Source organism: Streptomyces sp. NPDC005151 (assembly GCF_053599875.1).
Genome location: NZ_JBSFYR010000007.1, coordinates 91,619 through 117,124, shown reverse-complemented (window position 1 = coordinate 117,124; position 25,506 = coordinate 91,619). Strand labels below are relative to the sequence as shown.

Annotated in this window: 23 protein-coding genes, 1 other RNA gene and 3 pseudogenes; 14 read left to right on the top strand and 13 right to left on the bottom strand. The window is 69.6% G+C overall.

The genetic code is table 11. The features are described from left to right. Positions 1–507: 507 nt before the first annotated feature. From ACWD6R_RS06460 to ACWD6R_RS06445, 4 genes are all read left to right on the top strand, one after another. The gene (locus ACWD6R_RS06460; protein ID WP_451817681.1) at positions 508–1,860 is read left to right on the top strand and encodes a phosphoribosyltransferase family protein; all 1,353 of its coding nucleotides are present in this window, start codon (positions 508–510) and stop codon (positions 1,858–1,860) included. A 690-nt stretch (positions 1,861–2,550) separates the two neighbouring features. Continuing rightward, entirely contained in the window at positions 2,551–2,754 is a 204-nt protein-coding gene (locus ACWD6R_RS06455; RefSeq protein ID WP_326603381.1) for an RlpA-like double-psi beta-barrel domain-containing protein, read from the top strand. Between the two features lie 11 nt (positions 2,755–2,765). After that, positions 2,766–3,380, top strand: a complete 615-nt coding sequence (locus ACWD6R_RS06450) for a cell wall protein (RefSeq protein ID WP_451817680.1) — start codon at positions 2,766–2,768, stop codon at positions 3,378–3,380. A gap of 31 nt (positions 3,381–3,411) precedes the next feature. Continuing rightward, positions 3,412–4,314, top strand: coding sequence for a MauE/DoxX family redox-associated membrane protein (locus ACWD6R_RS06445; protein ID WP_451817679.1), 903 nt, complete (start codon positions 3,412–3,414; stop codon positions 4,312–4,314). A 131-nt stretch (positions 4,315–4,445) separates the two neighbouring features. Here ACWD6R_RS06445 and ACWD6R_RS06440 read toward each other — a convergent pair whose 3' ends face one another. The 4 genes and pseudogenes from ACWD6R_RS06440 to ctaD all read right to left on the bottom strand — a co-directional run bounded on the left by ACWD6R_RS06440 (position 4,446) and on the right by ctaD (position 10,305). Continuing rightward, positions 4,446–6,437: a glycoside hydrolase domain-containing protein gene (locus ACWD6R_RS06440; protein ID WP_451817678.1), complete on the bottom strand. Its 1,992-nt coding sequence runs from the start codon at positions 6,435–6,437 to the stop codon at positions 4,446–4,448. A 1,445-nt stretch (positions 6,438–7,882) separates the two neighbouring features. Continuing rightward, positions 7,883–8,038 (bottom strand): annotated as a pseudogene (locus tag ACWD6R_RS06435) (transcriptional regulator); the annotation flags it as partial. A gap of 81 nt (positions 8,039–8,119) precedes the next feature. Beyond that, positions 8,120–8,440 carry a hypothetical protein gene (locus tag ACWD6R_RS06430; protein WP_451817677.1) on the bottom strand — a complete coding sequence of 107 codons (321 nt, stop codon included), beginning with the start codon at positions 8,438–8,440 and terminating at the stop codon, positions 8,120–8,122. Between the two features lie 53 nt (positions 8,441–8,493). Beyond that, a complete protein-coding gene (ctaD, locus tag ACWD6R_RS06425; RefSeq protein WP_451817676.1) occupies positions 8,494–10,305 on the bottom strand; it encodes an aa3-type cytochrome oxidase subunit I in 1,812 nt (603 codons plus the stop codon). 610 nt (positions 10,306–10,915) lie between these two features. Here ctaD and ACWD6R_RS06420 point away from each other — a divergent pair. Beyond that, positions 10,916–11,296: pseudogene (locus tag ACWD6R_RS06420) on the top strand (GAF domain-containing protein); the annotation flags it as partial. Next, positions 11,279–11,524: an ATP-binding protein gene (locus ACWD6R_RS06415; protein WP_451817721.1), complete on the top strand. Its 246-nt coding sequence runs from the start codon at positions 11,279–11,281 to the stop codon at positions 11,522–11,524. The pseudogene ACWD6R_RS06420 and the gene ACWD6R_RS06415, both read left to right, overlap by 18 nt. A 14-nt stretch (positions 11,525–11,538) precedes the next feature. Here the strand turns inward: ACWD6R_RS06415 and ACWD6R_RS06410 are convergent, their stop codons facing one another. After that, positions 11,539–12,177, bottom strand: coding sequence for a LuxR C-terminal-related transcriptional regulator (locus tag ACWD6R_RS06410; protein ID WP_451817720.1), 639 nt, complete (start codon positions 12,175–12,177; stop codon positions 11,539–11,541). Between ACWD6R_RS06410 and ACWD6R_RS06405 the strand changes: the two genes are divergently transcribed. Continuing rightward, positions 12,157–12,588, top strand: a complete 432-nt coding sequence (locus ACWD6R_RS06405) for a hypothetical protein (protein WP_451817675.1) — start codon at positions 12,157–12,159, stop codon at positions 12,586–12,588. The two genes, ACWD6R_RS06410 and ACWD6R_RS06405, sit on opposite strands and share 21 nt — an antisense overlap. Here the strand turns inward: ACWD6R_RS06405 and ACWD6R_RS06400 are convergent. Both ACWD6R_RS06400 and ACWD6R_RS06395 read right to left on the bottom strand, forming a co-directional pair. Continuing rightward, the gene (locus ACWD6R_RS06400; RefSeq protein WP_451817674.1) at positions 12,539–13,243 is read right to left on the bottom strand and encodes a vitamin K epoxide reductase family protein; all 705 of its coding nucleotides are present in this window, start codon (positions 13,241–13,243) and stop codon (positions 12,539–12,541) included. The two genes, ACWD6R_RS06405 and ACWD6R_RS06400, sit on opposite strands and share 50 nt — an antisense overlap. Then, on the bottom strand, positions 13,240–13,719 hold the full coding sequence (locus ACWD6R_RS06395; protein ID WP_451817673.1) for a hypothetical protein: 480 nt from the start codon (positions 13,717–13,719) through the stop codon (positions 13,240–13,242). Before ACWD6R_RS06395 ends, ACWD6R_RS06400 begins: the two co-directional genes overlap by 4 nt. Before the next feature lie 241 nt (positions 13,720–13,960). On the opposite strand from ACWD6R_RS06395, the gene ACWD6R_RS06390 reads away from it, so the two are divergent. Then, on the top strand, positions 13,961–14,467 hold the full coding sequence (locus tag ACWD6R_RS06390) for a pyridoxamine 5'-phosphate oxidase family protein (protein WP_451817672.1): 507 nt from the start codon (positions 13,961–13,963) through the stop codon (positions 14,465–14,467). Between the two features lie 313 nt (positions 14,468–14,780). Here ACWD6R_RS06390 and ACWD6R_RS06385 read toward each other — a convergent pair whose 3' ends face one another. Together ACWD6R_RS06385 and ACWD6R_RS06380 are read right to left on the bottom strand one after the other, a co-directional pair. After that, entirely contained in the window at positions 14,781–15,830 is a 1,050-nt protein-coding gene (locus tag ACWD6R_RS06385) for an aldo/keto reductase (protein ID WP_451817719.1), read from the bottom strand. Between the two features lie 120 nt (positions 15,831–15,950). After that, positions 15,951–16,634 (bottom strand): NAD-dependent epimerase/dehydratase family protein, encoded by a 684-nt coding sequence (locus ACWD6R_RS06380; protein WP_451817671.1) that lies wholly within the window; start codon positions 16,632–16,634, stop codon positions 15,951–15,953. Between the two features lie 188 nt (positions 16,635–16,822). Here ACWD6R_RS06380 and ACWD6R_RS06375 point away from each other — a divergent pair, with 188 nt between their 5' ends. After that, positions 16,823–17,419, top strand: coding sequence for an MBL fold metallo-hydrolase (locus ACWD6R_RS06375; protein WP_451817670.1), 597 nt, complete (start codon positions 16,823–16,825; stop codon positions 17,417–17,419). A gap of 38 nt (positions 17,420–17,457) precedes the next feature. Here ACWD6R_RS06375 and ACWD6R_RS06370 read toward each other — a convergent pair whose 3' ends face one another. Next, positions 17,458–18,303 carry a hypothetical protein gene (locus tag ACWD6R_RS06370; protein ID WP_451817669.1) on the bottom strand — a complete coding sequence of 282 codons (846 nt, stop codon included), beginning with the start codon at positions 18,301–18,303 and terminating at the stop codon, positions 17,458–17,460. A 60-nt stretch (positions 18,304–18,363) separates the two neighbouring features. Here ACWD6R_RS06370 and ACWD6R_RS06365 point away from each other — a divergent pair, with 60 nt between their 5' ends. Both ACWD6R_RS06365 and ACWD6R_RS06360 read left to right on the top strand, forming a co-directional pair. Next, positions 18,364–18,789: a hypothetical protein gene (locus ACWD6R_RS06365; RefSeq protein ID WP_451817668.1), complete on the top strand. Its 426-nt coding sequence runs from the start codon at positions 18,364–18,366 to the stop codon at positions 18,787–18,789. Between the two features lie 29 nt (positions 18,790–18,818). Then, positions 18,819–20,005 (top strand): annotated as a pseudogene (locus ACWD6R_RS06360) (dihydrofolate reductase family protein). 156 nt (positions 20,006–20,161) lie between these two features. On the opposite strand, the gene rnpB reads toward ACWD6R_RS06360, so the two are convergent. Next, positions 20,162–20,563: RNase P RNA component class A (gene rnpB, locus ACWD6R_RS06355), an RNA gene on the bottom strand. A 53-nt stretch (positions 20,564–20,616) separates the two neighbouring features. Next, positions 20,617–21,186, bottom strand: coding sequence for a Uma2 family endonuclease (locus ACWD6R_RS06350; RefSeq protein ID WP_451817718.1), 570 nt, complete (start codon positions 21,184–21,186; stop codon positions 20,617–20,619). Positions 21,187–21,365: 179 nt separating this feature from the next. Between ACWD6R_RS06350 and ACWD6R_RS06345 the strand changes: the two genes are divergently transcribed. Beyond that, a complete protein-coding gene (locus ACWD6R_RS06345) occupies positions 21,366–22,109 on the top strand; it encodes a MerR family transcriptional regulator (RefSeq protein ID WP_451817667.1) in 744 nt (247 codons plus the stop codon). Further along, a complete protein-coding gene (locus ACWD6R_RS06340; protein WP_451817666.1) occupies positions 22,106–22,963 on the top strand; it encodes a hypothetical protein in 858 nt (285 codons plus the stop codon). The genes ACWD6R_RS06345 and ACWD6R_RS06340 overlap by 4 nt, the downstream gene beginning before the upstream one ends. Here ACWD6R_RS06340 and ACWD6R_RS06335 read toward each other — a convergent pair. Then, complete coding sequence (locus tag ACWD6R_RS06335; RefSeq protein WP_451817665.1) at positions 22,914–24,356, bottom strand: RNB domain-containing ribonuclease; 1,443 nt, start codon at positions 24,354–24,356, stop codon at positions 22,914–22,916. The two genes, ACWD6R_RS06340 and ACWD6R_RS06335, sit on opposite strands and share 50 nt — an antisense overlap. Positions 24,357–24,669: 313 nt before the next feature. On the opposite strand from ACWD6R_RS06335, the gene yaaA reads away from it, so the two are divergent. Beyond that, positions 24,670–25,470, top strand: a complete 801-nt coding sequence (yaaA, locus tag ACWD6R_RS06330) for a peroxide stress protein YaaA (protein ID WP_451817664.1) — start codon at positions 24,670–24,672, stop codon at positions 25,468–25,470. Positions 25,471–25,506: the final 36 nt, after the last annotated feature.

The window sequence follows — 25,506 nt, the reverse complement described above, 5'->3', positions numbered from 1 at the left end:
GTACCGGCCGCATCATCCGTTCATCCGAATTCATGGGGTGCGGAGGAATGGGTCCCTGGCGCGCCGGGGCGGCGGTCACGGTGGGCTCCGGCGGTGAAGCCCTTCGGCGCTCGCGCCTCTGCGGAACGCGAGTAGCGTGGGGCGTGAGGCAGGACCGGCAGGAAGTCCGGCTGCCGGCTACGAGCGTGGGAGCTGCGGACGGAGCAGCGACGGCGGCCGTCCGGCACTGCCGGTGCAGTCGATGGGGTCGGCTGACATCAGAGCGTTTCCGCACCGCTCGTAGTCGGTGGCGAACCGAAGAGACCGGCTCGACGGACGCACGTGTCCCGGACGGGCCGCGTCCATCACCGGCGACGTGACTCCGACGGCCCGTAGGAGCCGTGAGCGTGCCGCATCGCCGACGAGGAGCGACCGTGAGCGGCACGTTTCCCGCCCCTGGAATCCCCGGGTGCGGGTGTCCGCGCGGGGAGTCGCGGCCGGGTTCTGCCGCATCGAGGAGGCTGAACCATGCACTTCGCTGACCGCCCTGACGCGGGGCGGCGACTGGCCGGGCAGCTGACGCACCTCGCGGGCGAGGACGTCGTCGTCCTCGGGCTTCCCCGTGGTGGCGTGCTGGTGGCGGCGGAGGTCGCCGAGGCCCTCGGAGCACCGCTGGACATCATCGTGGTGCGCAAGCTCGGCGTGCCCTTCCAGCCGGAGCTGGGCATGGGAGCCATCGGTGAGGACGGCGTGCGTGTCGTCAACGAGGAGGTGATGCGTGCGACGCGAACGACCGAGGAGGAACTGGCCGCTGTGGAGGAGCGGGAGCGTGCGGAGCTGGACAGGCGTGCCGGGCGCTACCGGGGCAGCCGGCGGCGTACCGGGGTCCGGGGCCGGACTGCGGTCGTCGTCGACGACGGCGTCGCCACCGGGTCGACCGCCCGGGCCGCCTGCCTGATCGCCCGCGGCCAGGGAGCGGCCCGGGTGGTGCTCGCCGTCCCCGTGGCACCGGAAGGCTGGACCGCCAGGATGCAGGACGCCGCCGATGAGCTGGTGTGCCTGAGCACCCCGGTCGGCTTCCTCGGGATCGGGCAGTTCTACGAGGACTTCGCGCAGACCACCGACAACGAGGTCATCGCCTGCCTCGAGCGGGCGGCAGACCGGCTGCCAGGGAGCGATCCGCTGGGCTCGGCCGCGCCGGATGCAGCACGATCCGCCGCTCCGCCCGTTGCGGATCCGGACGTCGTCGTGCACGCCGGACCGGTCCGGCTCGGCGGGCAGTTGGCCGTCCCCGAAGGGGCCACGGGCCTCGTGGTGTTCGCTCACGGCAGCGGCAGCAGCCGGCACAGCCCGCGCAACCGCTCCGTCTCGAACTCGCTGAACAAGGCCGGCCTGGCCACGCTGTTGTTCGACCTCCTCACGGCGGAGGAAGAACTGGACCGGGCCAACGTCTTCGACACCGCCCTGCTGGGCCGCCGCCTGACCGACACCACCCGTTGGCTGCTCGAACAGCCCGAGGCCCAAGGCCTCGCGGTGGGCTATTTCGGCGCCAGCACCGGCGCGGCCGCCGCGTTGTGGGCGGCGGCGGAGCCGGGCTCCCCGGTCGTGGCGGTCGTCTCCCGCGGCGGCAGGCCCGATCTGGCCGGGCCCCGCCTGCCGGCGGTGACCGCGCCCACGCTGTTCATCGTCGGAGGCGAGGACGAGGTGGTGCTGGACCTCAACCGCCAGGCCCAGGCACAGCTGCGCTGCGAGAGCCGACTCGCTGTGGTCCCCGGCGCAACTCACCTGTTCGAGGAGCCTGGTGCTCTCGCAAAGGTGGCGGACCTGGCCACAGAGTGGTTCACCGGCCACCTGGGTCGTCGCGCAGGACCGGGAGGTTGAGCGTCGGCGCGCCGCGCGGCCGCCGCCGCGCTCCGGCACAGCTGCGCACGCCCGAGGGTCCGTGCCGTGATGGGTGCAGTGCGTGAAGGACGGCGGCGCGCGAACGGAGCCGATGCCCCGGCACTCCGCCGAGAGCCGCGAGGACCTGCGACGGCCGCACTCCGAGCAGACCCGGCGCACCGTGGACGAGGAGGCGGCCCCGGCCGGGGAGACGGCCGTCCATCCAGGACCTGCATGGCTGATGGTCTTGTGCGGTCCACCCGCGAACTCGGGCGGGGGAGCCTTTGCGCGAGGCATTCGACGGTGTGGAACGACGCCATCTATGCAACCCGCTTGTCTACGCGCATCATTGGGTTGCTTCGCTCGCACAACCATCCCCGACCGCGGCGAGGGCATCCCCGCTTCACATGTGCCTGCGCGGTCGACACGCATCTTGTCATGCACTTGTCATCTCCTAGGGGAGGCAACACGATGGCTTGCGGATCCACCAGCCTGTGGGCCGGTGAAACCAGCTGGTTCTGCTGTGGCAACGCCTGGGGCCCGTGCTCCAGCGCCGGGGGCGGCGCCTGCGGCAACTGCCGGTCCAGCGCACGCCACGGCGCGTGGCCCAACGCCTCACAGGCGTGCTGGAACATCACCCGGCCCGACCTCTGTGGCGAGAACATTCCCAGACGCGGCTGCGGTGCGGTGATGAACGTGAAACACCAGTGCTCGGGCGCGACGGTGTGCATCACGATCACCGACTGCGGCCCACGCACCAAGGACTGGTGCGGAGAGGCGACGTGCTGCAACGGCACCTGTCGCACCAACCGGGTCCTCGACCTGACCCCGGCCGCCTTCTCGGCGATCGGCAACCTGAGCTCCGGCAAGCTGCCGGTCTACATCTACGAGTGAGGAGGACGGACATGACCGTACGACACGACCGGGCCGACGGGATGCGCCGTCGGCGCTTCCTCACCACTGCCGCCCTCGGCGGCGCGACCATCGTCGGCGCCACCGCGCTCGGCGGCCTCGACGCCGAGGCCGCCTTCGCCTCGGAGCCCTCGCTCGACCCCGCGATAGCCAGGTCCACCTTCGTGGAGGGCCGCATCACGGGCATCACCGGCAGCGTCCTGGAGGTGGCGGGCTCCCAGGGCGGCCACTCCCGGGTGCAGATGACCAACGTCACCAGCGTGTGGAAGGTGCGCGCCACCACGGCCGAGGTGATCGAGGTCGGCGACGGGCTCTACGCACGCGGCGTCACGATGCCCGACGGCACCGTGGCCGCCGACGCGGTGTGGGTGAACATCGTGAACCTGGACACGCAGATCCGCGGCATCGCGAAGAACCGTTTGCACCTCGCCCACGGGCAGCACGAACTGGTCGGTCACGTCGCCCCGGACGCCAGCGCCTCCTACGCGGGCCGCGCACTGACGTCCGACCTGTCCCGGCTGCGTATCGGGCAGAGCGCCCAGGTGCTCGGTGCCTGGCGGCCGTCCGACAACTCCGTGGACGTCGTCCGCATCTCGGTCGGGCACTGATGCGGGACCGAGGACACAGAGAGAGGAAGAGATGCTGTCACTGACAACGGGCCTCGCCCCACTGGTCCTCGCGGGCCTGCTCGGGTGGACCGGAGCAGTCAAGGCGTTCAGCCGGGGCACCGCGCGGCAGGCGCCGAAGACGGCGCTGGCCCGCATGCTGCGCAGCAGTGGGCGGGCCACGACAGTGCTGCGCGCGACCGGAGTGGGTGAACTCCTGATCGCCGCAGGTCTGCTGGCGGTCCCGGCGAACCCGGTGCCGGGAGCCGCCGCGGCGGTCCTCGGGGCGGGCTTCCTCGCCTACCTCGGCTACGGCCGGTCCGTGGCACCGGAGTCCTCCTGCGGCTGCTCGGCACGTGAGGACTCCCCCATCACCTGGCGGGCGTTCGCGCGGGCGGCCGTCGTACTCATCGGCGGGGCCACGGTGGCGATGGCACGGGGCACCTGGTGGTCGGCGGTCTCCGAGCGGCCGGCCGGTTCCCTTGCCTTCCTGGCCGGGGCGGCGGCGGTTCTGATCGCCCTCTCGGCCGACCTCGACCGGTGGTGGCTGCTGCCACTGCGCCGGACGAGACTGCGTGTCTTCGGACACCCGCTCCTCGGCACCGCCGCCGGGAATCAGGTGCCGGTCGCGGCGAGTGTCGAACTCCTGGAGGACTCCCTTGCCTGGCAGGCCGCCGCACCGGTGGTCCGGTCCGCCTTGCTGGACCACTGGGAGGACAACGGCTGGCGCATTCTCCAGTACTCGGGTGTGTACGGGGCCCGAGAGAACGCGCGCCCGGTCACGGTGGTGTTCGCACTCGACGCCACGGCCGGCCGCGACACCGGCGGCGACCCGGTCGTCCGTGTCAGCTACGTCGACGCGGACAGCGGGGAGGCGGTGGCCGTGGACGAACTGGGCGCGGTGCCGTCGCGGAAGAGCCTGCCGATGGCGGGCTGACGCGACGGACGAATCACCAGCCCGCGCAGACCTCCGGAACACAGTGCACAGCAGCGCCGGACCGATAGCCGGGTCCGGCGCTGCCTGGTTCGGGACCGCCTCCTGGTTGCCGTTGTCGAGAGGGTGGTCCCTCACCAACCGCCGGAGATTTCGACGCGGGCGTTGAGGCCACCCTTGCCGTTGCCCTGGTAGAGGTAGAGCTTTCCGGTGGCACCCGGCTGGGACTTGATGGCTTCCAGGTCACCCGTACCGTCACCGGTGAAGTCAGCGCCGGCGTAGTCCGAGATCCCGTTCCATCCGCCGGAACCGATCTCCGTACGGGAGGGACCCGCGTCGATCGTGCCGTCGCCGTGGCCCTTGTAGAGGTAGAGCTTCCCGGTGGATTTCTCGGTGGCGACGATGTCGTCCCTGCGGTCCCTGTTCATGTCACCAGGACTGACGATCTTGTCCATGCCGTTCCAGCCACGGGAGCCGATCTCCGTCCGGGAGGAACCTGCGGCGATCGTGCCGTCGCCGTGGCCCCGGTAGAGGTAGAGCGTCCCGGTCGACGTCCCGACACCGCCGAGGTCATCCCTGCCGTCACCCGTGAAGTCGCCGACGAAGGTGTTGCTGATCCCGTTCCAGCCGCCGGAACCGATCTCCTTACGACGTCCCGGACCACTACCGGTACCGGGGTAGAGGTACAGCTTTCCACTCGCGACCTCGGTGCCGACGAGATCGTCCTTGCCGTCCGAGTTGAGGTCACCGACGGCCAGATTCGCCATGCCGTTCCAGCCACCCGTACCGATCAGCACCCGCGAGGTCAGGGTTCCCTTGCCCGTACCGGGGTATAGCCACAGATTGCCCGTCGACACCTCAACGGCCACCAGGTCCTTCCTGCCGTCCCCATTGAAGTCACCGGCCGTCAGATTTGTCATACCCGGGTCGCCCGTGGTCACAGCCGCGCCGACGTCGACGTAGTTCCGGTCGATGTTGATCGTCGTCCCGCTGTACGACTCGGTGACATTGCCCGCGTACTGGTGAACACGCTGGTGCTCGGACCAGTACCCGGCGGGGATGTTCACGTCGGCGGTGTCGGCTTTTCCGTTCCAGTTGCCGGACCAGACCACGTCCGGACGCTCCAGCGTCGTGGACGAGTAGACGGCGGAGAGGTCCTTGATGCCACTGGAGGAGGAGCTGTACACGCCTGACCGGTAGCGCAGTTCGTGCAGACGGTCGGACCAGCCGGAGAGAAAGTTGAGGACGTTGGTGCGGTACCCCGAGGAGTACGCCTCCATGTCGGTGTAGAGCACCGTGCCGGGAACGAATCCGAGCCCTTGTGCCAGATCGACCGCCGCGTCGGCGGCCGACCGTCCCTGGCTGGTCGCGTTTAAGGAGGAGATACTCCCCGCTTGGAGGCCCGCGTAGACGGGGAGCAGATGCCAGCCACGGCCGCTCTGCTCGGCCACCCATGAAGCGGTGAGGTTCGGCTGGGAGCAGGCCCGGCTCGGTCCGCCCATGTAGATGCCCACCCCTCTGTAGGGCGAGGACGCCCAGTCCGCCATGGCGCCCGAGGAGGGTGCCGAGCAGGCATCGAAGGCTTTGCCGGTGTAGCCGGTGCCCGGGATCGCGGAAGCGGCGGCCGCGAAAGCCGGCGCCCGGGGGGCCGGAACTGTCTGTGGCTCGGCCGTGCTGCTGGTGGTGGCGGAGCCCAGGATCTTCTCGATCGCTGCCGTCGACGAGCCGTAGCTGACGGTTGCATAGACGCCGGCGCCCACGAAGGCCAGCCGTACTTCGCGGGACTCGCCGGCCGGGAGGACGCTGGGAGCGGGGGAGCCCGCCGGAACGTTCACGGTGGGCACATCCTCTCGGGGTGCAGCTCCGGTGAACGGCTCCAGCACGATCGCATCGGTCTTCGCCGCGATCAGGTGGCTGGGGCAGAACTGCTCGGCTCCCGGATGCCCCAGGTACACGGCGTGCTGATCGAGTCTTACGCAGGCGTTCGGGTCCGTCTCCAGGTCCACCAGCCTCCACCCGGCCGGAACGTCGATGGAGAGTCCCCGGTACTCGACGTGGGTGAGCCGTTCCGCCGCCGAGGCGGTAGCGGAGTGCTGGAACATGGCGGTCAGTCCGATGGCGGCCATGAAGACACAGGCTGAACGGCACAGATGACGGTTCTTCATTCTCTCTTCCAGAAGTCGGGCCGATGTGGCACGGCCGGCGCGGTCGGGGCGTGGGAGCGCACAGAGGCAGGGCGGAGCCGCAGTGAACTCGGACCCGCCAGGTGGCGTGCCACCAGCCGCCGGTGCCGATGCGGGCGTTGAGGCCGCCCGTGCCGTTGATCTTGTAGGGGTAGGGCTTTCCGGTGGCGCCCGGCTGGGATTCGAGGGGCTGCCAGGTCACCCGTACCGCCACCGGTGAAGTCACCGCCGTCGTAGTCCGAGATCCCGTTCCAGCCACCGGAACCGATCTCCGTACGGGAGGAACCGCCATCGATGGCGCCGTCGCCATGACCCTTGTACAGGTAGAGCGTCCCGATCGACGTCTCGACACCGCTGAGGTCATCCCCACCGTCACCCGTGAAGTCGTTGACGAAGGTGTTGCTGATGCCGTTTCAGCCGCCGAAATCGATCTCCGTAGGACTGCCCTACCCCGCTACCGGTACCGGGGTAGGGATAGAGCTTGCCGCTCTCCACCTCGGTGCCGACGAGATCGTCCTTGCCGTCCCTGTTCACGTCACTGACAGCCAGGTTCACTGTTGTCCGCGCATCCCTTGATCGGCCGGCCGGCCTCACCATGTTCGCAATTCACTCGATAGGCCGGGCCATCTGCGCGCTCTCAGCCGGAAGTCGCGATCGAGGTGATGCTGCGCCGACAGGAGGAGGACCTGGTCCGCCGTCAGCAGGACCTGGCAGCCGCGAAGCCGGCGGCCGTCCGCGCGATCACCGCGCGTGCGGAATTGCGCCTCGCGCCCGCTCGACGAGGAAGCGATGAGCCGCGGAATGACTGTCCTGACTGGCCGGGGGTCCCGCCTGCAGCGCAACTTGGTCTTCGGGTTCATGTCCCAGCAGCAGTGCGTGATGATGTCGGTCGACTCGGTCTTCAGGACGCCCACCCTGCTGCCGACTGCTGTGTTCGACGCAGCCAGGCACCGGTTTCGCAGGGACGGTGATCATTGCACGGGACGCAGCTCTCGACGTGATCGAGGAGTGCCCGGTACGTGGTGCGCTGCGTCTCAGTCGGCATGGGCGCCGCAACCCGGCTCATCGGGTCCGCTCCGGTTCACGGGAAGCGCAGGCGGTGACGTCGGGGCAGGCGCGGGGGAACCACCAGTAAGGGTTGGCACCCTTCGGCTTGTGCCGCCGCTCCCCCAGGTTGACCGCGGTACCGGTGGACAGTCCCGTCCCGCACCATACGCAGCACCAGCCTCGCTGCTGTTGCTCGCTCAGTTCACTGACTGGCGGTAATTCCCTCACGGCCATGGCGTCCCCGGCTTGTCGGTGATCAGGTACGAGACCACCGTGACAGGCGGGGAGGGGCTCAACGCTCACAGATTCGTGAGCGTTGGCAGGTCAGGGCGTGAGCGTGACTACAGACCGATCCAGGCGGCCATGTGCCCGAGGCTGTCCGGGGTGCGGCGCGAGACGTGCACCAGGCCCTTGATGGTCTCCCGGGCGCCAGGGTGGTACCTGGTCTGTTCCGGGGCAGCGTGCCGGGCGTCGATGACGCTACTCAGCGCGGCCTGACCTGGGACTTGCTCAGCCGGGTCACGCTGAGGGACTCGGCGAGCTTCTCCACCCGTCGGGTAAGGGCGCGAACGCGTTGATCAACGGAAGAGCGCGGCCCAGCGGGCCTCCTCTTCACGCTGCTCCTGGCCGTGACGCAGCCGCGCGCGGAAGGCCAGGGACACCGTGGTGGTGGTGCCCGCGACCGCCACCAGCGCGGCCGCGGGCAGGGTGGCCGGCATGAGCATCAGGAGCATCGTGAGGGCCGCCGATCCCCACCCGGCCAGTACAGCGGCCGCAGCCAGCCGGCGGGAGCGCGGCCGGTCCTGTCCGGCACGCAGGTCGATGCAGGCGGGCAGGTACCAGACGTTGCCCGATACGCAGAGCACGGCGACGCCAAGCGCCAGAACACCATGGGACATCGGGCAGCACTCTCCTCAGGGGCGGGGCTTGCGGTGGTGGACGGGGTCAGGGGTCAGTGCGGTACGGCAGGGTCGAGTGCGGCGATCTCCGGATGGTGCAGATCGAAGGCCGGGGACTCGCTGCGGATTCGGGGCAGTGCGGTGAAGTTGTGCCGGGGAGGAGGACACGACGTGGCCCATTCCAGGGAGCGGCCATAACCCCATGGGTCGTCGACGGTTGTCTTCTTGCCGTACTGAGCGGTCTTCCAGATGTTGTAGAAGAAGGGGAGGAACGACAGCCCGAGCAGGAATGAGCCGATGGTGGACAGGGTGTTGAGGGCGGTGAAACCGTCGGCGGCGAGATAGTCCGCGTATCGGCGGGGCATTCCCTCCGCACCGAGCCAGTGCTGCACCAGGAACGTGAGGTGGAAGCCGGCCGTCAGCACCCAGAAGTTGATCTTCCCCAGACGCTCGTCGAGCATCTTGCCGGTGAACTTCGGCCACCAGAAGTGAAATCCGGCGAACATCGCGTAGACGACCGTACCGAAGAGTGTGTAGTGGAAGTGGGCGACCACGAAGTACGAGTCGGTGACGTGGAAGTCCAGTGGTGGTGAGGCCAGGATGACTCCGGTCAGTCCACCGAAGACGAAGGTGATCAGAAATCCGGTGGCCCATAGCATCGGCGTCTCGAAAGACAGCGATCCCTTCCACATCGTGCCGATCCAGTTGAAGAACTTCACTCCGGTCGGTACGGCGATCAGGAAGGTCATGAAGGAGAAGAAGGGCAGCAGCACACCACCGGTGGCATACATGTGGTGGGCCCAGACGGTGACGGACAACCCGGCAATGGCTATCGTCGCGGCAATGAGACCGACATAGCCGAACATCGGCTTTCGGGAGAAGACCGGAATGATCTCGGAGACGATGCCGAAGAACGGCAGAGCCAGCACATAGACCTCCGGGTGCCCGAAGAACCAGAACAGGTGCTGCCACAGAAGTGCACCCCCGTTGGCGGCGTCGAAGATGTGCGAGCCGAACTTCCGGTCCATCTCCAGCGCCAAGAGTGCTGCGGCGAGGACCGGGAAGACCAGGAGAATGAGTAGGGCGGTCAGCAGTACGTTCCAGGTGAAGATCGACATCCGGAACATGGTCATTCCCGGGGCACGCATGCAGATGATGGTGGTGATGAAGTTCACCGCTCCGAGAATGGAACCGAAGCCGGACAGTGCCACGCCCATGATCCACATATCGGCACCGATGCCCGGCGAGTGGACGGCGTCGGAAAGCGGGGCATAGGCGAACCAGCCGAAGTCGGCGGCACCTTGAGGGGTGAGAAACCCTCCCGCGGCGATCAGTGAACCGAAGAGGAACAACCAGTAGGCCAGCATGTTCAGCCGCGGAAAGGCCACATCGGGTGCGCCTATCTGGAGCGGCATGAGCCAGTTGGCGAATCCCGTGAACAGCGGCATGGCGAACAGCAGCAGCATCACCGAGCCATGCATCGTGAATGCCTGGTTGAACTGCTCGTTGGACATTATCTGCGTCCCGGGACGCGCGAGTTCGGCGCGCATCACCAGCGCCATCGCCCCACCGATCAGGAAGAAGACGAACGCGGTGACGAGATAGAGCGTGCCGATCTGCTTGTGGTCGGTCGTCGTGAGCCACGAGACGACGATCCGGCCGCGCGAGGAACGGCCCGGCAGATCGGTGCCGGGCTGCGTCCTGCCGGACTGAGTCGTGCCCGCCCGAGTGGGCCGGCGACCGGCCGGGGTGCCCTCCGCGTCGACGGTGACGGCCCGTGCGTCGGCGGGGTCGGCCCCGGGGCCGGGGGGCTTGGGGCCATATGCAGGGGCGGCCTGATTGCCCTGCGATTCCATTGCGTCCACCGGACCGTGTCCTCCAGCTCTGGCAGTTCTCCGAACGCGCCCCGGCCGCACGCGGACGGCTCCAGGGAGCGGTCGGGAAGGTCCGGCGGATCACGAGGGGACGGACCGGACCTTCCCGACCGCACCATGCTGGTCGCGAGCGGCGACGCTCCCCCAGGGACCGACGGGCACCTTCCACGGGGCCGACCGGCCCTACTTCCGTGCGCATTCGGCAGCCGACCGGCCCTACTTCCCTACGCATTCGGCAGCCGACCGGCCCCGCCCGCGCCGGCCTTCGAGACCACACACCGCCGGGCCCTCGGCACCTGGGCTGTCGTAGGCTGACCGCCCGTGGACCGGTCCCAGCCCCGGTGATGCGGTGAGCAGATACCCGGCATACGGCACACGGCACACGGCCTCAGAGAACGGCACCCCAGTGGCAGAGACAGCACCTCCCGAGCCCGGCCCCCACTTCGAAGTCCCCTCCCCCGGCCCCTCCTCGCCCGCACTCGGCTCGCCCGGACCCTCTTGCCCCGGTCCGGCCGCGTGGCCGCAGCCCAGCCGGCCGGACCGGATGCACAGTCTGCTGGATGCCGTGATGAGTCTGGGACGGGGCCTGGAACTCCCGTAGGTGCTGCGCGGCATCGTGGAGGCAGCGGTGACGCTGACCGACGCGGAGTACGGAGCACTTGGCATTGTCGGGGACGGGCAGAAGCTCCTGGAGTTCCTGCCGGTGGGTCTGTCGGACCAACTCGCCGCCAGGATCGGGCAGTCACCGTGCGGCCGCGGAATCCTCGGCGAGCTGATCCGTCATCCGGAACCGCTGCGGCTCACCGATCTCAGCAGCCACCCGCGCAGCTTCGGGTTTCCGCCTCATCATCCGCCGATGCGCACCTTCCTCGGCGTACCGGTGCGGGTGCGCGACGAGGTGTTCGGCAACCTCTATCTCACCGAGAAGCGGGGCGGGGTGAGCTTCGACGCCGACGACGAGGCGGTGCTGACCACCGTCACGGACAACGGCATCGGCATCCCGGACGGTGACACGACCGCTCCCGGAACGCGGACAGCGATCGATGGCGGAACGGGGACAGCGATCAATAACGGCGATCAGCCGGCCAGGCGCGTCGGTGGGCTGGACAATATGCGTACGCGGGCGGAGCTGTGCGGCGGCACACTCGCCATCGAACGGCCGACGGACGGCGGCACCCGGATCACGTGGCGCGTCCCGCTCCACGACTGACGCCTGAGCACCTGTCAGCTTTGCCGGACCAGGGCTTGCCCCTGGCGGTCCTTGATCCGGCCGACGAGCATCGCGGCCTGAATCCGGCGGCCGACGCCCAGTTTGGCGAGGATCGAGGAGATGCGGTTCTTGACGGTCTTCTCGGCCAGGAAAAGACGTTCCGCGATTTCGCGGTTGGTGAGGCCCTCGCCGATGAGGTCCAGGATCTGGCGCTCCCTGGTCGTGAGCTGGTCCAGTTCCGATGCCTCCGACTCCTCGGCGGGGGTCCGCTGGGGGCCCCGCAGACGTGCCATCACACGAGCGGTCGTCCGTGGATCGAGCATCGAGGTACCGGACGCGACCGTGCGTACGGCGGCGATCAGATCGGCTCCGTTGATCTGCTTCAGTACGTAGCCGGCCGCGCCCGCCATGATGGCGTCGAACAGTGCCTCGTCGTCATCGAACGACGTCAGCATCAGACATGCCAGCTCGGGCATCAGGGCACGCAGTTCCCGGCACACCTCGATACCGGCGTGGTCACCGCGGGGGTCGTCGCCGAGCCGTACGTCCAGTACGGCGACCTGTGGCCTGCTGGCCGGTACGCGGGCCAGCGCCTCCCGGGCGTTGGACGCCTCGGTACCGGATGGGCCGCGATGAAGGCGCTGCTCCAGCAGATCGACGCCGAACGGTCCCGTGCGCACCGGGTGCGGCTGCTGCTGGATGCAAGGGTGGGTGAGGGCATGTACGACGCGGCGTATCTGGAGGCGTTCCGGCGCAAACGCCCCTGGCTGACCGTCCTCACAGCCGGTCAGGCCGGGCCCGCCGATCCGGCCGGTCTCTCCGCAGATCCCGGTCTGCGGGCCCTGGACGGAATACTGGCGCAGCGTCCCGGGGCCGCCGCCCGGCAGCACGTCTATCTGGCCCTGGCACCCGAGGCATCCACGACAGACTCCGCGCGGGCCGTCGCCGCCCGGCCGGCCGCCGCCGGAGTCCCGGCCATGCACACCCATCGCGACAGCACCGGCATCGTACAGGTCACAGAAACGTCTGCCAGTACGACCAGAACCGGGTTGCTATCAGCATGACGATGACCAGGCACCAGGTAACCGGTACCACAAGGGGGAACTCCAGCACCGCCGCGACGAGAGCGCGTGGGGCGGGCAGAACGCCATGGCGCAGATTGTGCACGGTGGTGTGCCAGAACATGAAGATGGTGGCCACCCACACGAGTACGCACCACAGGCAGAGCGCGCCGATGTCGTACAGCGCCTGCGTCATCAGCCACATGCAGAAGCCGACGCCGAACAAGGTACCCAGGTTCAGCCCCAGCCAGTACCACCGCCGGTAGCGCGCACCTGCGAGCAGGCCCGCGCCGGTCCCCATCACCACCCCAAAGGCGATCAGTCCGATGAGCGGATTGGGGAAGCCGAACACCGACGCCTGTTCGCTGCGCATCACATCCGTGCAGGACACCACGGGGCTCAGCGAGCAGGCAGGTACGAAGCCGGGGTCGGCGAGCAGTTCGAACTTGTCGTTGGTGATCACGAAGGAGCCCAGCAGCCCGAGGACGGCGGTGATCACCAACAGCCATGCGAATCCCTGGCACGCCCCGGTCCGCTCCCGTTCGTCGCTCGTCCCCGAAGCACCGTCGTTCGCCCTGTCCTGCGAGGAGCGGACCTCCCGGTCATCGGCCTCGGGGGCTCCCGCTACCAGCTCCGACTCACGCGCCGACGCGCTCATGCCCGCCCCCGCACGGAGCCGTCCGGCCAGACGACCTCCACCCGGATTCCACGCGCCCGGGCGAAGGCAACCAGATGTGCAGTGGCGTCCCGGCCGTCCGACGGCGAACCGTCCCACACGGCGAGCACGGTCCGGCACGTCTCCACCAGACGTTCATCGGCGCTGACACAAGCGTTGCGGTCGGCCGGATCAAAAGCCAGCAACCGTACGTTCTCGGCCAGGACCAGCAGTTCCCCTGCGGCCCGCCGGTCCCCCTCGGGCAGCACGGCGGGCACCGCGCCCTGGGCCGGCAGCAGTACCGTCAGCTTCCGTCCAGCCTCCCGGGCGGCGCGCCCGAACACCAGCGGCAGCCCCGCCCCGACCCGTACGAGAGCGGCTACGCCCTCTGCCAGGCAGTCCAGCCGCGCTCTCAGTTCAGCCTCCACCAGCGCCAGAGTTCTGTTGTTGAGGTCTCTGTGTCCGACGACCGCGATCAACGCGTTCTCCTCCTGTACACATCCGCACCGCCCGCTCCGGCCGAACGCTCCACAAGCCACGGCCCGGCCTCCGGAGCCGCCGTTGGCCCGGCCCGCAGCATGCGGTCCACCGCAGTGAACCCATCGGGGGTCCGACGCCGCTAGGGCCGTTCGGCCCTGGGCCGTTCGGCCCTGGCGTGGGGATGGCAGCACGCGATGTACTCGTGCGGCAGGCGAGCAGATCAGGAGACAAGGCCGCCCTATGAGCCACGCAGGTCATCAGTCGCCCCAGCCGTCCGTGCCCGCGGCCGGGCCCACGCCGTCGGCCTCGGCCCCGGCGCACAACCCGGCAGCCACCGGACCACGCCGCACGGTCGAGTTGACGGGCGCTCAGGCGCTGAGCCTGCTCGGCGGGGCGTCGCTCGGGCGGATCGTCTTCACCCAGCACGCGCTGCCCGCAATCCGGCCGGTGAACCATCTGCTGGACCGCGGTCAGATCGTCATCCGGACCCATCAGGACTCGGACCTGTTCGCCCAGGCCCGGCACCATGGCGACCGGGGAGTCGTGGTCGCCTACCAGGCGGATGACATCGATCCGCTGACCCATCTGGGCTGGAGCGTCGTCGCGACGGGTTACTGTCGCCCCGTGACCGATCCGGATGCTCTGATGCACTACCAACGGCTGATCAGGCCCTGGTCGGACCGGGTGATGGACTGTGCGGTCCGCATCCGTCCGCATCTGGTCACCGGGATCCGGCTGACGGCCTGATGCAGCGTCTCCGTGCGGGTGCGCCTGGGTTCGCGAACTCGATGCCGCGCCCACCAAGGGCGTGTGGATCGTTCAAACCGCCCGGCCCAAGACACGCCTCGCCTCTTCACCCCAGGGACTTTTCAGGGACTTTCGGCGCTCTCCGAGGGACTTCGGAGGGACTTTTCGCGGCCCGAAGCGGCAAGCTGCTCCTGGTCGGTCAGTCTGCTCACCCGCACAGGCTCGGCCACCACACCTCCAGCGATCGGCACGGACGTCACCACCCATCCAACCGCTCCAACCGCCGACCCGGCGAACCTACGCGGTCACAGCACTAGCCGGCCGACCGGTCGCCGAGCGGACGCCGTCGCTGCGCGAGGTCCGTGAGGGACGGCCGGCGCCAGGCCCCGTCCGGGTGGTAGAGATTCGTACCGGGCGCCACGATCTCGTCGATGCGGTGGAGCGCCTCGTCGTCGAGGGTCACAGCGGCGCCCTTGATCAGCAGCTGGAGCTGCTCCATGGTCCGCGGCCCGATGATCACCGAGGTGACTGCGGGATGAGCGGCGGCGAAGGCGACCGCCAGCTCGGGCAGCGTGCACCCGATGGACTCGGCGAGTGCGACCAACTGCTCGACCGCCTCCAGCTTTGCGAGGTTGCCGGGGATCGACGGATCGAAGCGCGCGGGCGTCAGCGCCGCCCGGCCCGAGGCCAGGTCGACGGGTCGGCCCAGCCGATACTTCCCGCTGAGGAAGCCCGAGGCGAGCGGACTCCAGGTGAGCACGCCCATCCCGTACCTCCGCGCGACCGGCAGCACATCGGCCTCGATGCCGCGCGCAAGGATCGAGTACGGCGGCTGCTCGGTCCGAAACCGCCCCAACGCCCGCCGCTCGGCGGCATGATGGGCCTCGACGATCTCCTCGGCGGGGAAGGTCGAGCAGCCGAAGGCCCGGATCTTCCCCGCCCGCACCAGGTCGTCCAGAACGGACAGTGTCTCCTCGACATCCGTCGACTGGTCCGGGCGGTGCACCTGGTAGAGGTCGATCCAGTCGGTTCCGAGCCGCCGCAGGCTCTCCTCCACCGCCTGGACGATCCACCGCCGCGAGTTGCCGCTGCGGTTGCGCCCCTCGCCCATCTGGAAGTGCACCTTGGTGGCCAGTACGACGTCGTCGCGCCGACCCTTGAGCGCCTTTCCGACGATCTCCTCGGACTCCCCCGCGGAGTACATGTCGGCGGTGTCGACGAAGTTGATGCCCTGGTCGAGTGCGGCATGCACGATCCGCGCACAGTCGTTGTGGTCCGTGTTTCCCACAGCCCCGAACATCATCGTGCCGAGGCAGTGCACGCTCACCTCTATGCCGGTACGGCCGAGGCTTCGGTATCGCATAGTCATACCGCCGCACTCTAGGAGCTGGAGCGCACTCCAGCGCAAGGGCCCACGGCGTGCAGAACTCGGCCGCCGACATGCCGTTGAGGCGGTACGGCTCCCACAGAGGCCAGTCGCCATTCAGGCGCTCGTGGCCGTCGTGCGCGGCCGCCGACGGCACGTGGCAACGGATCCTGGCCGCCAAAATCCTGGCCGCGGCGGACGCCGGCGACGACATCGCCCGGACGGTGGCGGTCGACTCCACCGTCTGCCGGGCTCACCAGCACGCCGCCGCAGCACGCGAAACTGGGCACCAGGCCGGGCGAACCCGCCGATCACGCCCTCGGACGCTCCCGCGGCGGACTGATCGGCTTCGACGCTCGCGCCGCCGTCGGTCGGCCCGTAGACGCTGGAGGAGGAGGCAACAACCAGGCGCTGGACGCCGATGCGCGTACAGGCTTCCTGGACCCGATGGGTGGCCAGGACGTTGGCCGCGAGGTAGTCGATGAACTGCGGCCCCCAGTAAGGCCGTACGCCGGGAACTCCGGCGAGGTGGAAGACCGCGTCCGCGTCAAGCAGAAGGGGATCGATTGCGCAGTTGAGGAGGTCGGCGGTGACGTGCACGTACCCCGGCAGGCCGTGCAGAGCGCTGAGGTTGGCGGCGGCCGGGGCGTCGGTGGACGGGTCGCGGCGGTCGACGCCGATGACGGTGGTGCCGGCCTGGACGAGGGCATGTGTGAGGTGGGAGCCGATGAAGCCGGCTGAGCCGGTCACCACGGCCCGGCGGGGGGCTGCGGTGGTCGGGTGCTGCTCGTGCTGCGGCACGGGTCACGGTCATGTAGTTCTTGGTGGCTGGCTCGTGATCGGCCGGGGCGAGTTCTCACACATCGAGTTCCAGGACTTGCAGGTACCGGGCCGGGACGGCCCAGTCTCGGTGCGCTCGGCGGGGCCGTACGTGTGCAGCCTTGGATCAGGGGGCGCAGAGTGGCGCAGCCGCAGTACGATTGGACGCCATGCGGATCACGAAATACACCCACGCTTGCGTACGGCTGGAACACGAGGGCCGGGTGCTGGTCATCGATCCCGGTGTGTGGAGCGAGCCGGCTGCCTTGACCGGTGCGGACGCTGTGCTGGTGACTCACGAACACGCCGATCACATCGATGTCCTCCGTCTGGCGGGGCTCGGCGTGCCGGTCTACGCCCCTGCCGACGCGGATATTCCAGGGCTGGGGGTCATCGGGGTGCCCTCCGGCGCGGAGTTCACCGTCGCTGACTTCCGCGTACGGGCGGTTGGCGGGCGTCATGCGTTCATCTACGGCGGCCAACCGGACTGTGCGAACCTCGGCTACATCCTCGACGAGGCGATCTACCATCCCGGTGACTCGCTGCACGTGCCCGATCAGCCGATCGAGACGCTCCTGGTTCCGGCACAAGGATCGTGGATGAAGACGGCGGAGGCGATCGACTTCGTCAAGGCGATCAAACCACAGCGGGCGTTCGCAATTCACGATGCCCAGATCAACGATCGCGGCCTCAGCAGCGTTAACGGCTGGCTCGCCGAGGAGACCGACAACGGCTACCGATATCTGAGGCCCGGCGAATCGGTCTGAGGAGTCCGCAGGTCCCCGGCGGCGAGTTGTGCGTAGGTTCATGGGTTGTCTCCGAGGGGCAGAAGGTCCTGGATGCTCAGGCTGCTGGCCTTGAATTTGTCCGCGTCGACCGCGTTAGCGAGGCGATTCGCCAGCGTCGTGAGGATGTCCAGCAGCGGGCGATGCCGCCGGTGCGGTTTGACGTAGCGGAAGTTCCGGAGAGTTTGGTGGATCAGATGTAGCTGTCCGCCCTGGGCGATCCAGGGTGAGAACTCCCGCTCGCCTTGGGTCACGCGGCACCAGACGAACGTCGAGGCGGCCGGCCGTTCCCGGGCGATGTAGGTTCCGCCGCCGCGACCAGGCGGTGGCAGGCAGCGTCCGATTGCTTCCCAATCCGGGTCCTTCAACTGCCAGTTGCGCAAGCGGGCTCGCCGCCTCTGGTAGTCGATGAGGTGCTCGTCTGCTTCGAGTTCGGCGGTCAGGCCGGCGAGGGCCTTGTCGGAGGGTTCCGGGCTCTTTGTGTTTCGCAGCCATCGGCCGAGGGCGTGCGCGGCTCCGGTCGTGAAGTTGGGGCGGTGATGTCCGAAGAATTCGGTGGCGCTGGTTGCGGGCTGGCCGGTGGCTTCCTGATAGAGGCGGACGGAAATGGCTCGGCGGAAGACCCGCGGGCTGATGCCGGTGATGTCCAGGTGGCGGAAGTGCCGGTCGTACCAGTCTTGAGGAATGGTGGCGGGGATGTGCTCGGGGCCGTACTTGCGTCGGCGGGCGATGGTCTGCCGTCGGGTGAGGCTGGTGGGCTTGATGAGGATCAGAGGATCAAGGGCCAGCCGGAGCCTGTGCCGGACGGGTGGCTGGTCCAGGAGGTAGCGGCGGCCCCAGATGGTCTTCCACCCGAGGTCGCCCATGCTGAAGAGAACGGGGCGGAGGAGCGCGATGGCCTCCGCCGGGTTGGTCTGGTCGGTGATGTGTACTGCGGCTTCGAAGAATCCCGCGCAGGCGCGGGATTCGAGCGCGGCGCCGACGGCGTCTGGGGTTCCTGGCTCGATACGGCGTACATCAGCACCGCCCGAGCCCGCTCCCTCGCGGCACTCGGCGACTATGAGCAGGCCTCAGCCGGCTTTGACAGCGCCATCGCAGTGCTTCCGCCCACATACCGCCGGGATCGCGGTGTCTACCTCGCTCGTGCTGCCCGGGCCCATGCGGGCACAGGCAACATGACCCTGGCTGCCCGAATCGGTGGGCAGGCCGTAGGGATCGCCGCCGAGACCGGATCCGCACGGATCTTCGGCCAGCTTGACCGGCTCGACCAGGCACTGGCCCCCGCAGCCGGCGAGGACAGCGTCGCAGAGTTCCGAGCCTCACTCGACCGCATCGTCCTGCATCCCGCCTGACCCACCTGTGCACACCCTCTGGAGATAGCGTGTCTCGCCCGTACGTCCTGCTGTCCGCAGCTGTATCGATCGACGGCCACCTCGACACTCGCCCGGGCGAGGACCGGCTCCTGCTGTCCAACAAGGAGGACTTCGAGCGCGTCGACGCCGTACGAGCCGGTGTCGACGCCATCCTCGTCGGCGCCGGAACACTCCGCGCCGACAACCCCCGCCTCCTCGTCAACTCGGGAGAACGCAGGGCGTCCCGGATCGCCGCCGGTCAGCCGGAGTATCCGCTGAAGGTCACCATTACCGGAACGGGCGATCTCGACCCCGGCTGGCGGTTCTGGCACCACGGCGGGGACAAACTCGTCCTGGCCGTCGGCGACGCGGCCACCATGAAGGCTCGCGCCAACCTCGGTGACCTGGCCACCGTTCAAGGCATCCCTGCCGAGGCCGTATGGCTGGCCGCGCTCGACATCCTCGGCGACGTATACGCCGTCAAGCGGCTCATGGTCGAAGGCGGCGGCACCATCCACACACAACTCCTTGAAGCAGCTCTTGCCGACGAACTCCAGCTCGTCATCGCCCCGCTCCTGGTCGGCCAGCCGGATGCGGTACGGATGCTGGGCCCAGCGGGCTACCCCGGCGGCCCCGCCGCCCGCCTCCGACTTCTGGAGGCCCGCCAGATCGGCGACGTGGTACTCCTGAGGTACGCCCCCAAGGACACCTCGACGGAGCCCCGATGAGCACCACCCCTTCAGCCGGTGCACCAGGCGTCGGCCGCAAGCCCAACACCGCAGACCGGGACTGGCTCGCCCTCGCCTGCGAGCTGGCCGCCCTCTGCCCGCCTTCGACGACCGCTTTCAGCGTGGGGGCGGTCATCGTCGCGGCCGACGGGACCGAGCTCGCCCGCGGCTACTCCCGCGAGAGCAATCCCCACGACCACGCCGAGGAAGGTGCCCTCGCCAAGCTCCCCGCCGAGGATGCCCGGCTCGCCACCGCCACGATCTACAGCTCCCTGGAACCCTGCGCCAAGCGGGCATCCCGCCCTCGCTCCTGCGCCCAGCTCATCCAGGACACCAGTCTCCGCCGCGTCGTCACCGCCTGGAGCGAGCCTGACACCTTCGTCGCCGGCGCCGCAGGCACCGAGATCCTCGAAGACGTCGGAGTAACGGTCGTTGAACTGCCTGAGTACGCGAACGCCGCACAGGCCCCCAACCTGCACCTGCTCTGAACCTCAGTCCCCCAGGGACTTTTCAGGGACTTTCAGCGCTGTCCGAGGGACTTCCGAGGGACTTTTCGCCGCCTAACGCGGCAAGCCCCTGAAAGCCCAGAAAGGACCTCCGACGCAAGTCGGAGGCCCTTCCGAAGGCAAAACCGCAGGTGGCGGCAGACGAGTCGGGCTGTACGCCGGGTTCTGTCACCCGGTCGCCTCGCGGCGGCCGGGGAGACGGCCATCCATCTAGGACCGGCATTGCTGCCGGTCTCGTGCGGTCTACCCGCGAACTCGGGCGGGCAGCCCTCGGACGTTCGCGCAGGGCCGTCTTGCGACGGCCCCTCTTGACCTTGCTCCGGGTGGGGTTTACCTAGCCGCCTGAGTCACCTCAGGCGCTGGTGGTCTCTTACACCACCGTTTCACCCTTACCGAGGACCGAAGTCCCTGGCGGTTTGTTTTCTGTGGCACTGTCCCGCGGGTCACCCCGGGTGGCTGTTAGCCACCACCCTGCCCTGTGGAGCCCGGACGTTCCTCGGGAGGATCCGAAAATCCCCACGCGGCCGTCCGCCCGGCTCGTCTGCCGTGTCGACCATGCTACCCGCCTGGCGGGGACCGCCGGACGGGACGGCTCAGACGAATGCCTCGGTCTCCAGGTCGAAGGCGAACGGCGCGGGGAGACCGAGTGTCTTGCCGAGCGGGACCGTGCAGTGCTGACGGTAGTCGTCCCCTTCCGGCTCGCTGAACAGCGTCACCGAGGACTCCTCGCGGTCGACCAGGAGGTAGAGCGGGATGGGTCCGCGGGCATAGCAGTGGCGCTTGTCCGTGCGGTCGGCCCAGGGCTTGGCCGAGGTGACCTCGACGACGAGGGCCACCCCCTCGCACGGCATCCAGGGTTCGGCTCCCCGGCACAGCCGCAGCTCGGTGGGGGCGAAGGTGCCGTCGGGGATGACGTGGTTCCTGGGGCAGCGTCCGCCGCTATTCAGCTTCAGCCCCTTGTTCCCGGAGAAGTCCATGTCGGTCCGGGCGAGCCTGATCACCTGCCTCAGAATCAGGCTGATGCAGTCCTCGTGGTCCCCGTCCGGCGGCGGCGTCACGACAATCTCCCCCTCGATCAGCTCGGCCCGGAAGCCCTCCGGCGTATCCAGCGCCAGGAAGCCCTCCAGCAGGACGTCCGCCTGCGTGAGCGGTTCGTGCGGCATGGCAGTCATGTCACGCCCCTCCCTCGGTCGCTCGCCAGATTGGGGCATCGATGGATCCGCCGTCCGTGAGATGGGAGTGCTTCCCTCGATCGTGGCACAGGAGGGAGCGGAGCTGTCAGATGCGGACGGGTGGGGTGCGCGCTTGACCCTGCCGCGGCGTCAACGTTTCTACTGGTCTCATGCGCATCGGAGAAATCGCCGCGCTCGTCGGGGTCACCTCGCGGACGATCCGGCATTACCACCACATCGGTCTGCTTCCCGAGCCCGGCCGTCGGGCCAACGGCTATCGCACCTACAGCGTGCGCGACGCCGTGGTGCTGGCCCGGATCCGGCGGCTCACCGAGCTCGGGCTCGGTCTGGACGAGGTGCGGGACGTGCTCGCCGACGACGCCGGGCACGAACTCGTCGACGTACTCGTCGAGTTGGACGCCGATCTGGCCCAGCAGGAGAGCGAGATCCGGGAGCGGCGGCGTCGGCTGGCCCGGTTGCTGGACGGGCCGGTGAGCGCCGAGGAGCCCGTATCGCCCGCGCTGGCCGAACTGCTGGGCACGGCTCCGGCCACCGGCTCGCCGATGGCCGCCAAGGACCGCGAGCACCTGGTGCTGCTGGACACGGCGGGTGTCGGCAGCGAGGTCTACGCCGCACTGCGGCCACTGGCCGAGGACCCGGCCGTGCACGCGCTGTACGAACGGCTGGACGCGCTGGCTGCGGCGCCCGCGGACGATCCGCGGATCGCTCCGCTCGCCGCCGATCTGGCCGCCGCCGTGCCGGACGAGGCACTGGCGGCGATCCCCTCCGGCGGGCCGGTAATGACGGGGTTCGGTCAGGCCCTGCTCGACGACTACGCGCCCGCGCAGGCCGAGGTGGTGCGCCGGGTGATGGCGGCCATGACAGTACGCATGGCGGAGAGGGAGACGGGATGAGCATGCGGATTGCGCGGTATGCCGTGGGGGCTGTGCTGACTGTCGAGTTCGGTCTGGGGGGCTGCCTGCTGGCGGGGGTCCGGATACCGGGTGCGGTTCTGCTCGGCGCCGAGGCCCTGGTGGTCGCCGCGCTCGGGTTCGAGGGCGTGGTCCTGTGGCGGCTCTGGCTCGTGGGCCGGCGCGCGGGTGCCGGGCGGCGGGAGGCGATGGGTGCGGCGCTCCGTACCGTCGTGCCGGAGAAGGTGCGCCGCCTCGTCGCGCACGAGGTGCGCGCCCTGCACGGTCTCGGGCTGTGGGTGCTGCGGCGGCGTCATGCCGTGCCGGAGGGTGCCCTTGCCGTCCCGTACACCGGGCCGCAGACCGCCATGATGTACGGCCTGGTCTTCGTCTCTCTGGTCGAGACGGTGATGCTGGCCCTGCTGGTCCCGTGGCCGGTCGTGCACAGGGTTCTGCTCGTACTCGATGTGTACGGGGTGGTCCTGGTGCTCGCCCTCCATGCCGCGTGTGTGACCCGGCCGCATGTAGTGGACGCCGACGGGGCGCTGCGGCTTCGCTACGGCGGGCTGTTCGATCTGCGGGTTCCCGCCGGGGCGGTCGCCGGTGCGCGGGTCGAGCGGCGTTTTCCCGAGGGCGGGCCGGTGCGGGCGAGTGCGGACGGGGTGCTCGACCTCGTCGTGGGCGGTCAGACGACGGTGACCGTGGAGCTGGTCGGTCCGGTGCCGTTCGTGCGGCCGCTGGGGAAGCGCGGGTGGGCGCGGACGGTGCGGTTCCATGCGGATGATCCAGGTGCCGCCGTCGCCGCTCTCACGCGGGGGCGAAGAGGACCTTCGCCGAGCCAGGATCCGCCTGGGTGAGGCGGACCCGGAGCCGTTCGCCCAGGGGGAGCCTCGTCGTGCCGCCGTCGATGCGGGCCACGATGGCGGGGTGCTCGATGCGGACCGTGCCGATGGTGGGTTCCTGGTCCTGTACGTCGACCACGTACGCGTCGAAGACCTCGCCCACCCGGTCGCTGAGGAGTGCCGCCTCGACCAGGTCGACGCACTCGCGTTCCACCGTGTTGGCGCGGCGGGTCCCTTCGGCCATTTCCTTCGGGAGGCCGGGGAGCGCGGCCGTCACCCACTCGGGCGGCTCCTGGTCCGCGACTGCCGCGACGCACAGTTCGGCCGCGTACCGGTCGACGAGGCGGCGCAGCGGCGCGGTGCAGTGCGTGTAGAGGTCGGCCACGGCGGCGTGGACGGCCGGGGTGGGGAGTTCGCCGTGGTCGAAGGCCGTGTAGCCGGCGCCGCGCAGCAAGGTGGTGCACTCCTGCAGGAACGCGGCGTGGCTCGCCCTTTTCGGGTCGAGCGACCGGACGACCTGGGCGTACGGGACGTGGTGCGGCCAGTCGATGTGCAGGGCCTCGGCCGAGCGGCGCAGCCGGGCGACGGCGCCGTCCGGGGCGACGGGGAGCGTACGGAGGATGCCGGTGCCCGCCTCGGTCATCAGATGGGCGGCGGTCATGCCGGTGAGGAGGGAGATCTGGGCGTTCCAGCCGTAGGCGGGCAGCGGGGCGCGGTACTCCAGGCCGTATGCGCCGTCACGCTGGACGATCTCCTGCTCGGGCACGTCGAGCGAAATCCCGCCGCGGGCGACCTCCTGCTCCTCGCGGAGCCGGCCGATGTCCTTCAGCAGGGCGAGGGGTTCCTCGGCGGTGCCCTCGTCGATCTGCCGCTGGACGCCCGCGTAGTCCAGCTTGGCCCGGCTGCGGACCAGGGCCCGGCGTACGTCGGCGGCGCCCGCGCGGCCCTCCGCGTCGAGGTCGATCCGCCAGAGCAGGGCGGGGCGGGTCTGCCCGGGGAGGAGGCTGGCTGCGCCCTCGGAGAGCGGGGTGGGGTGCAGGGGCACCTTGCCGTCGGGGAAATAGAGGGTCGTCACCCGGCGGTGGGCCTCGGTGTCGAGTGCGCCGCCGGGGCGGACGAAGGCGGCGACGTCGGCGATGGCGTAGTGGACCCGGAAGCCGTGCGGGCGGCGTTCGAGGTGCATCGCCTGGTCGAGGTCGATGGAGGTGGGCGGGTCGATGGTGAAGAGGGGGAGGTCCGTCGCGTCCTGGTGTCCTGTCAGGACGAGAGACTTCGCCACCTGCGCCGCCTCCGCGAGGACCTCGCGCGAAAAATCGGCGGGCAGTCCGAGCGTGGTGCGCAGTTCGCGCAGGGCCGCCCGCAGCGGGGTGTCGGCTGCGCCGGTCATGTGGAGATGGCGGCGGGGCATGGACCGAGCGTATGGCGGCGCGGGGCGACCGGCATCCCGGGCGCGGGCAGCCCTGCGGTCCGGGACGGGTGGACCTGCGGTCCGGGACGGGTGGACCTGCAGTCCGGGACGGGTGGACCTGCAGTCCGGGACGGGTGGACCTGCAGTCCGGGACGGGTGGACCTGCGGTCCGGGACGGGTGGACCTGCGGTCCGGGACGGGTGGACCTGCGGTCCGGGTGCTGGGCCGGGCGGTCCGGGCGTCCCCTTACGCTGGCAGGCAGGCCTTGGGCAGTCGTGGGGCCGCTTCCCTGTTCGTACGAAGGAGAACCGCCGTGCTCGTGCTGTTGCCGCCCTCCGAAGGAAAGGCCGCCTCGGGTCGCGGAGCACCCCTGAAGCCGGAGTCGCTGTCGCTGCCGGGGCTTGCCGGGGCCCGGGCCGCGGTCCTCGACGAGCTGGTCGAGCTGTGCGTGGCGGACGAGGAGAAGGCCCGCGAGGTGCTCGGTCTGAGCGAGGGGCTGCGTGGCGAGATCGCGAAGAACGTCGAGCTGCGGACGGCGGGGACGCGGCCCGCCGGGGAGATCTACACCGGGGTGCTGTACGACGCTCTGGACCTGGCGTCCCTGGACACGGCGGCCCGGCGGCGGGCCGGGAAGTCGCTGCTGGTCTTCTCCGGGCTGTGGGGCGCGGTGCGGGTGGGCGACCGGATTCCGTCGTACCGCTGCTCGATGGGGGTGAAGCTGCCGGGGCTCGGCGCCTTGGGCGCGTACTGGCGGGCGCCGATGGCCGAGGTGATGCCGGAGGCGGCCGGGGACGGGCTCGTACTGGATCTGCGGTCGTCGGCGTACACGGCGGCGTGGAAGCCGAAGGGGGCGGTGGCGGAGCGCACGGCGAGCGTGCGGGTGCTGCACTCCCAGATGGTGGACGGGGTGGAGAAGCGGTCGGTGGTCAGCCACTTCAACAAGGCGACGAAGGGGCGGATGGTCCGCGACCTGCTGCAGTCGGGGGACCGGCCGAAGGGTCCCGCGGAGCTGGTGGACGCGTTGCGGGAGCTGGGGTACGTGGTGGAGGCGGAGGCTCCGGGGCGGGCGGGGCGGCCGTGGGCGCTCGATGTGGTCGTGACGGAGATCCACTGACGCCGGACAAACGCTGTTGCAACATGTGCAACGCTC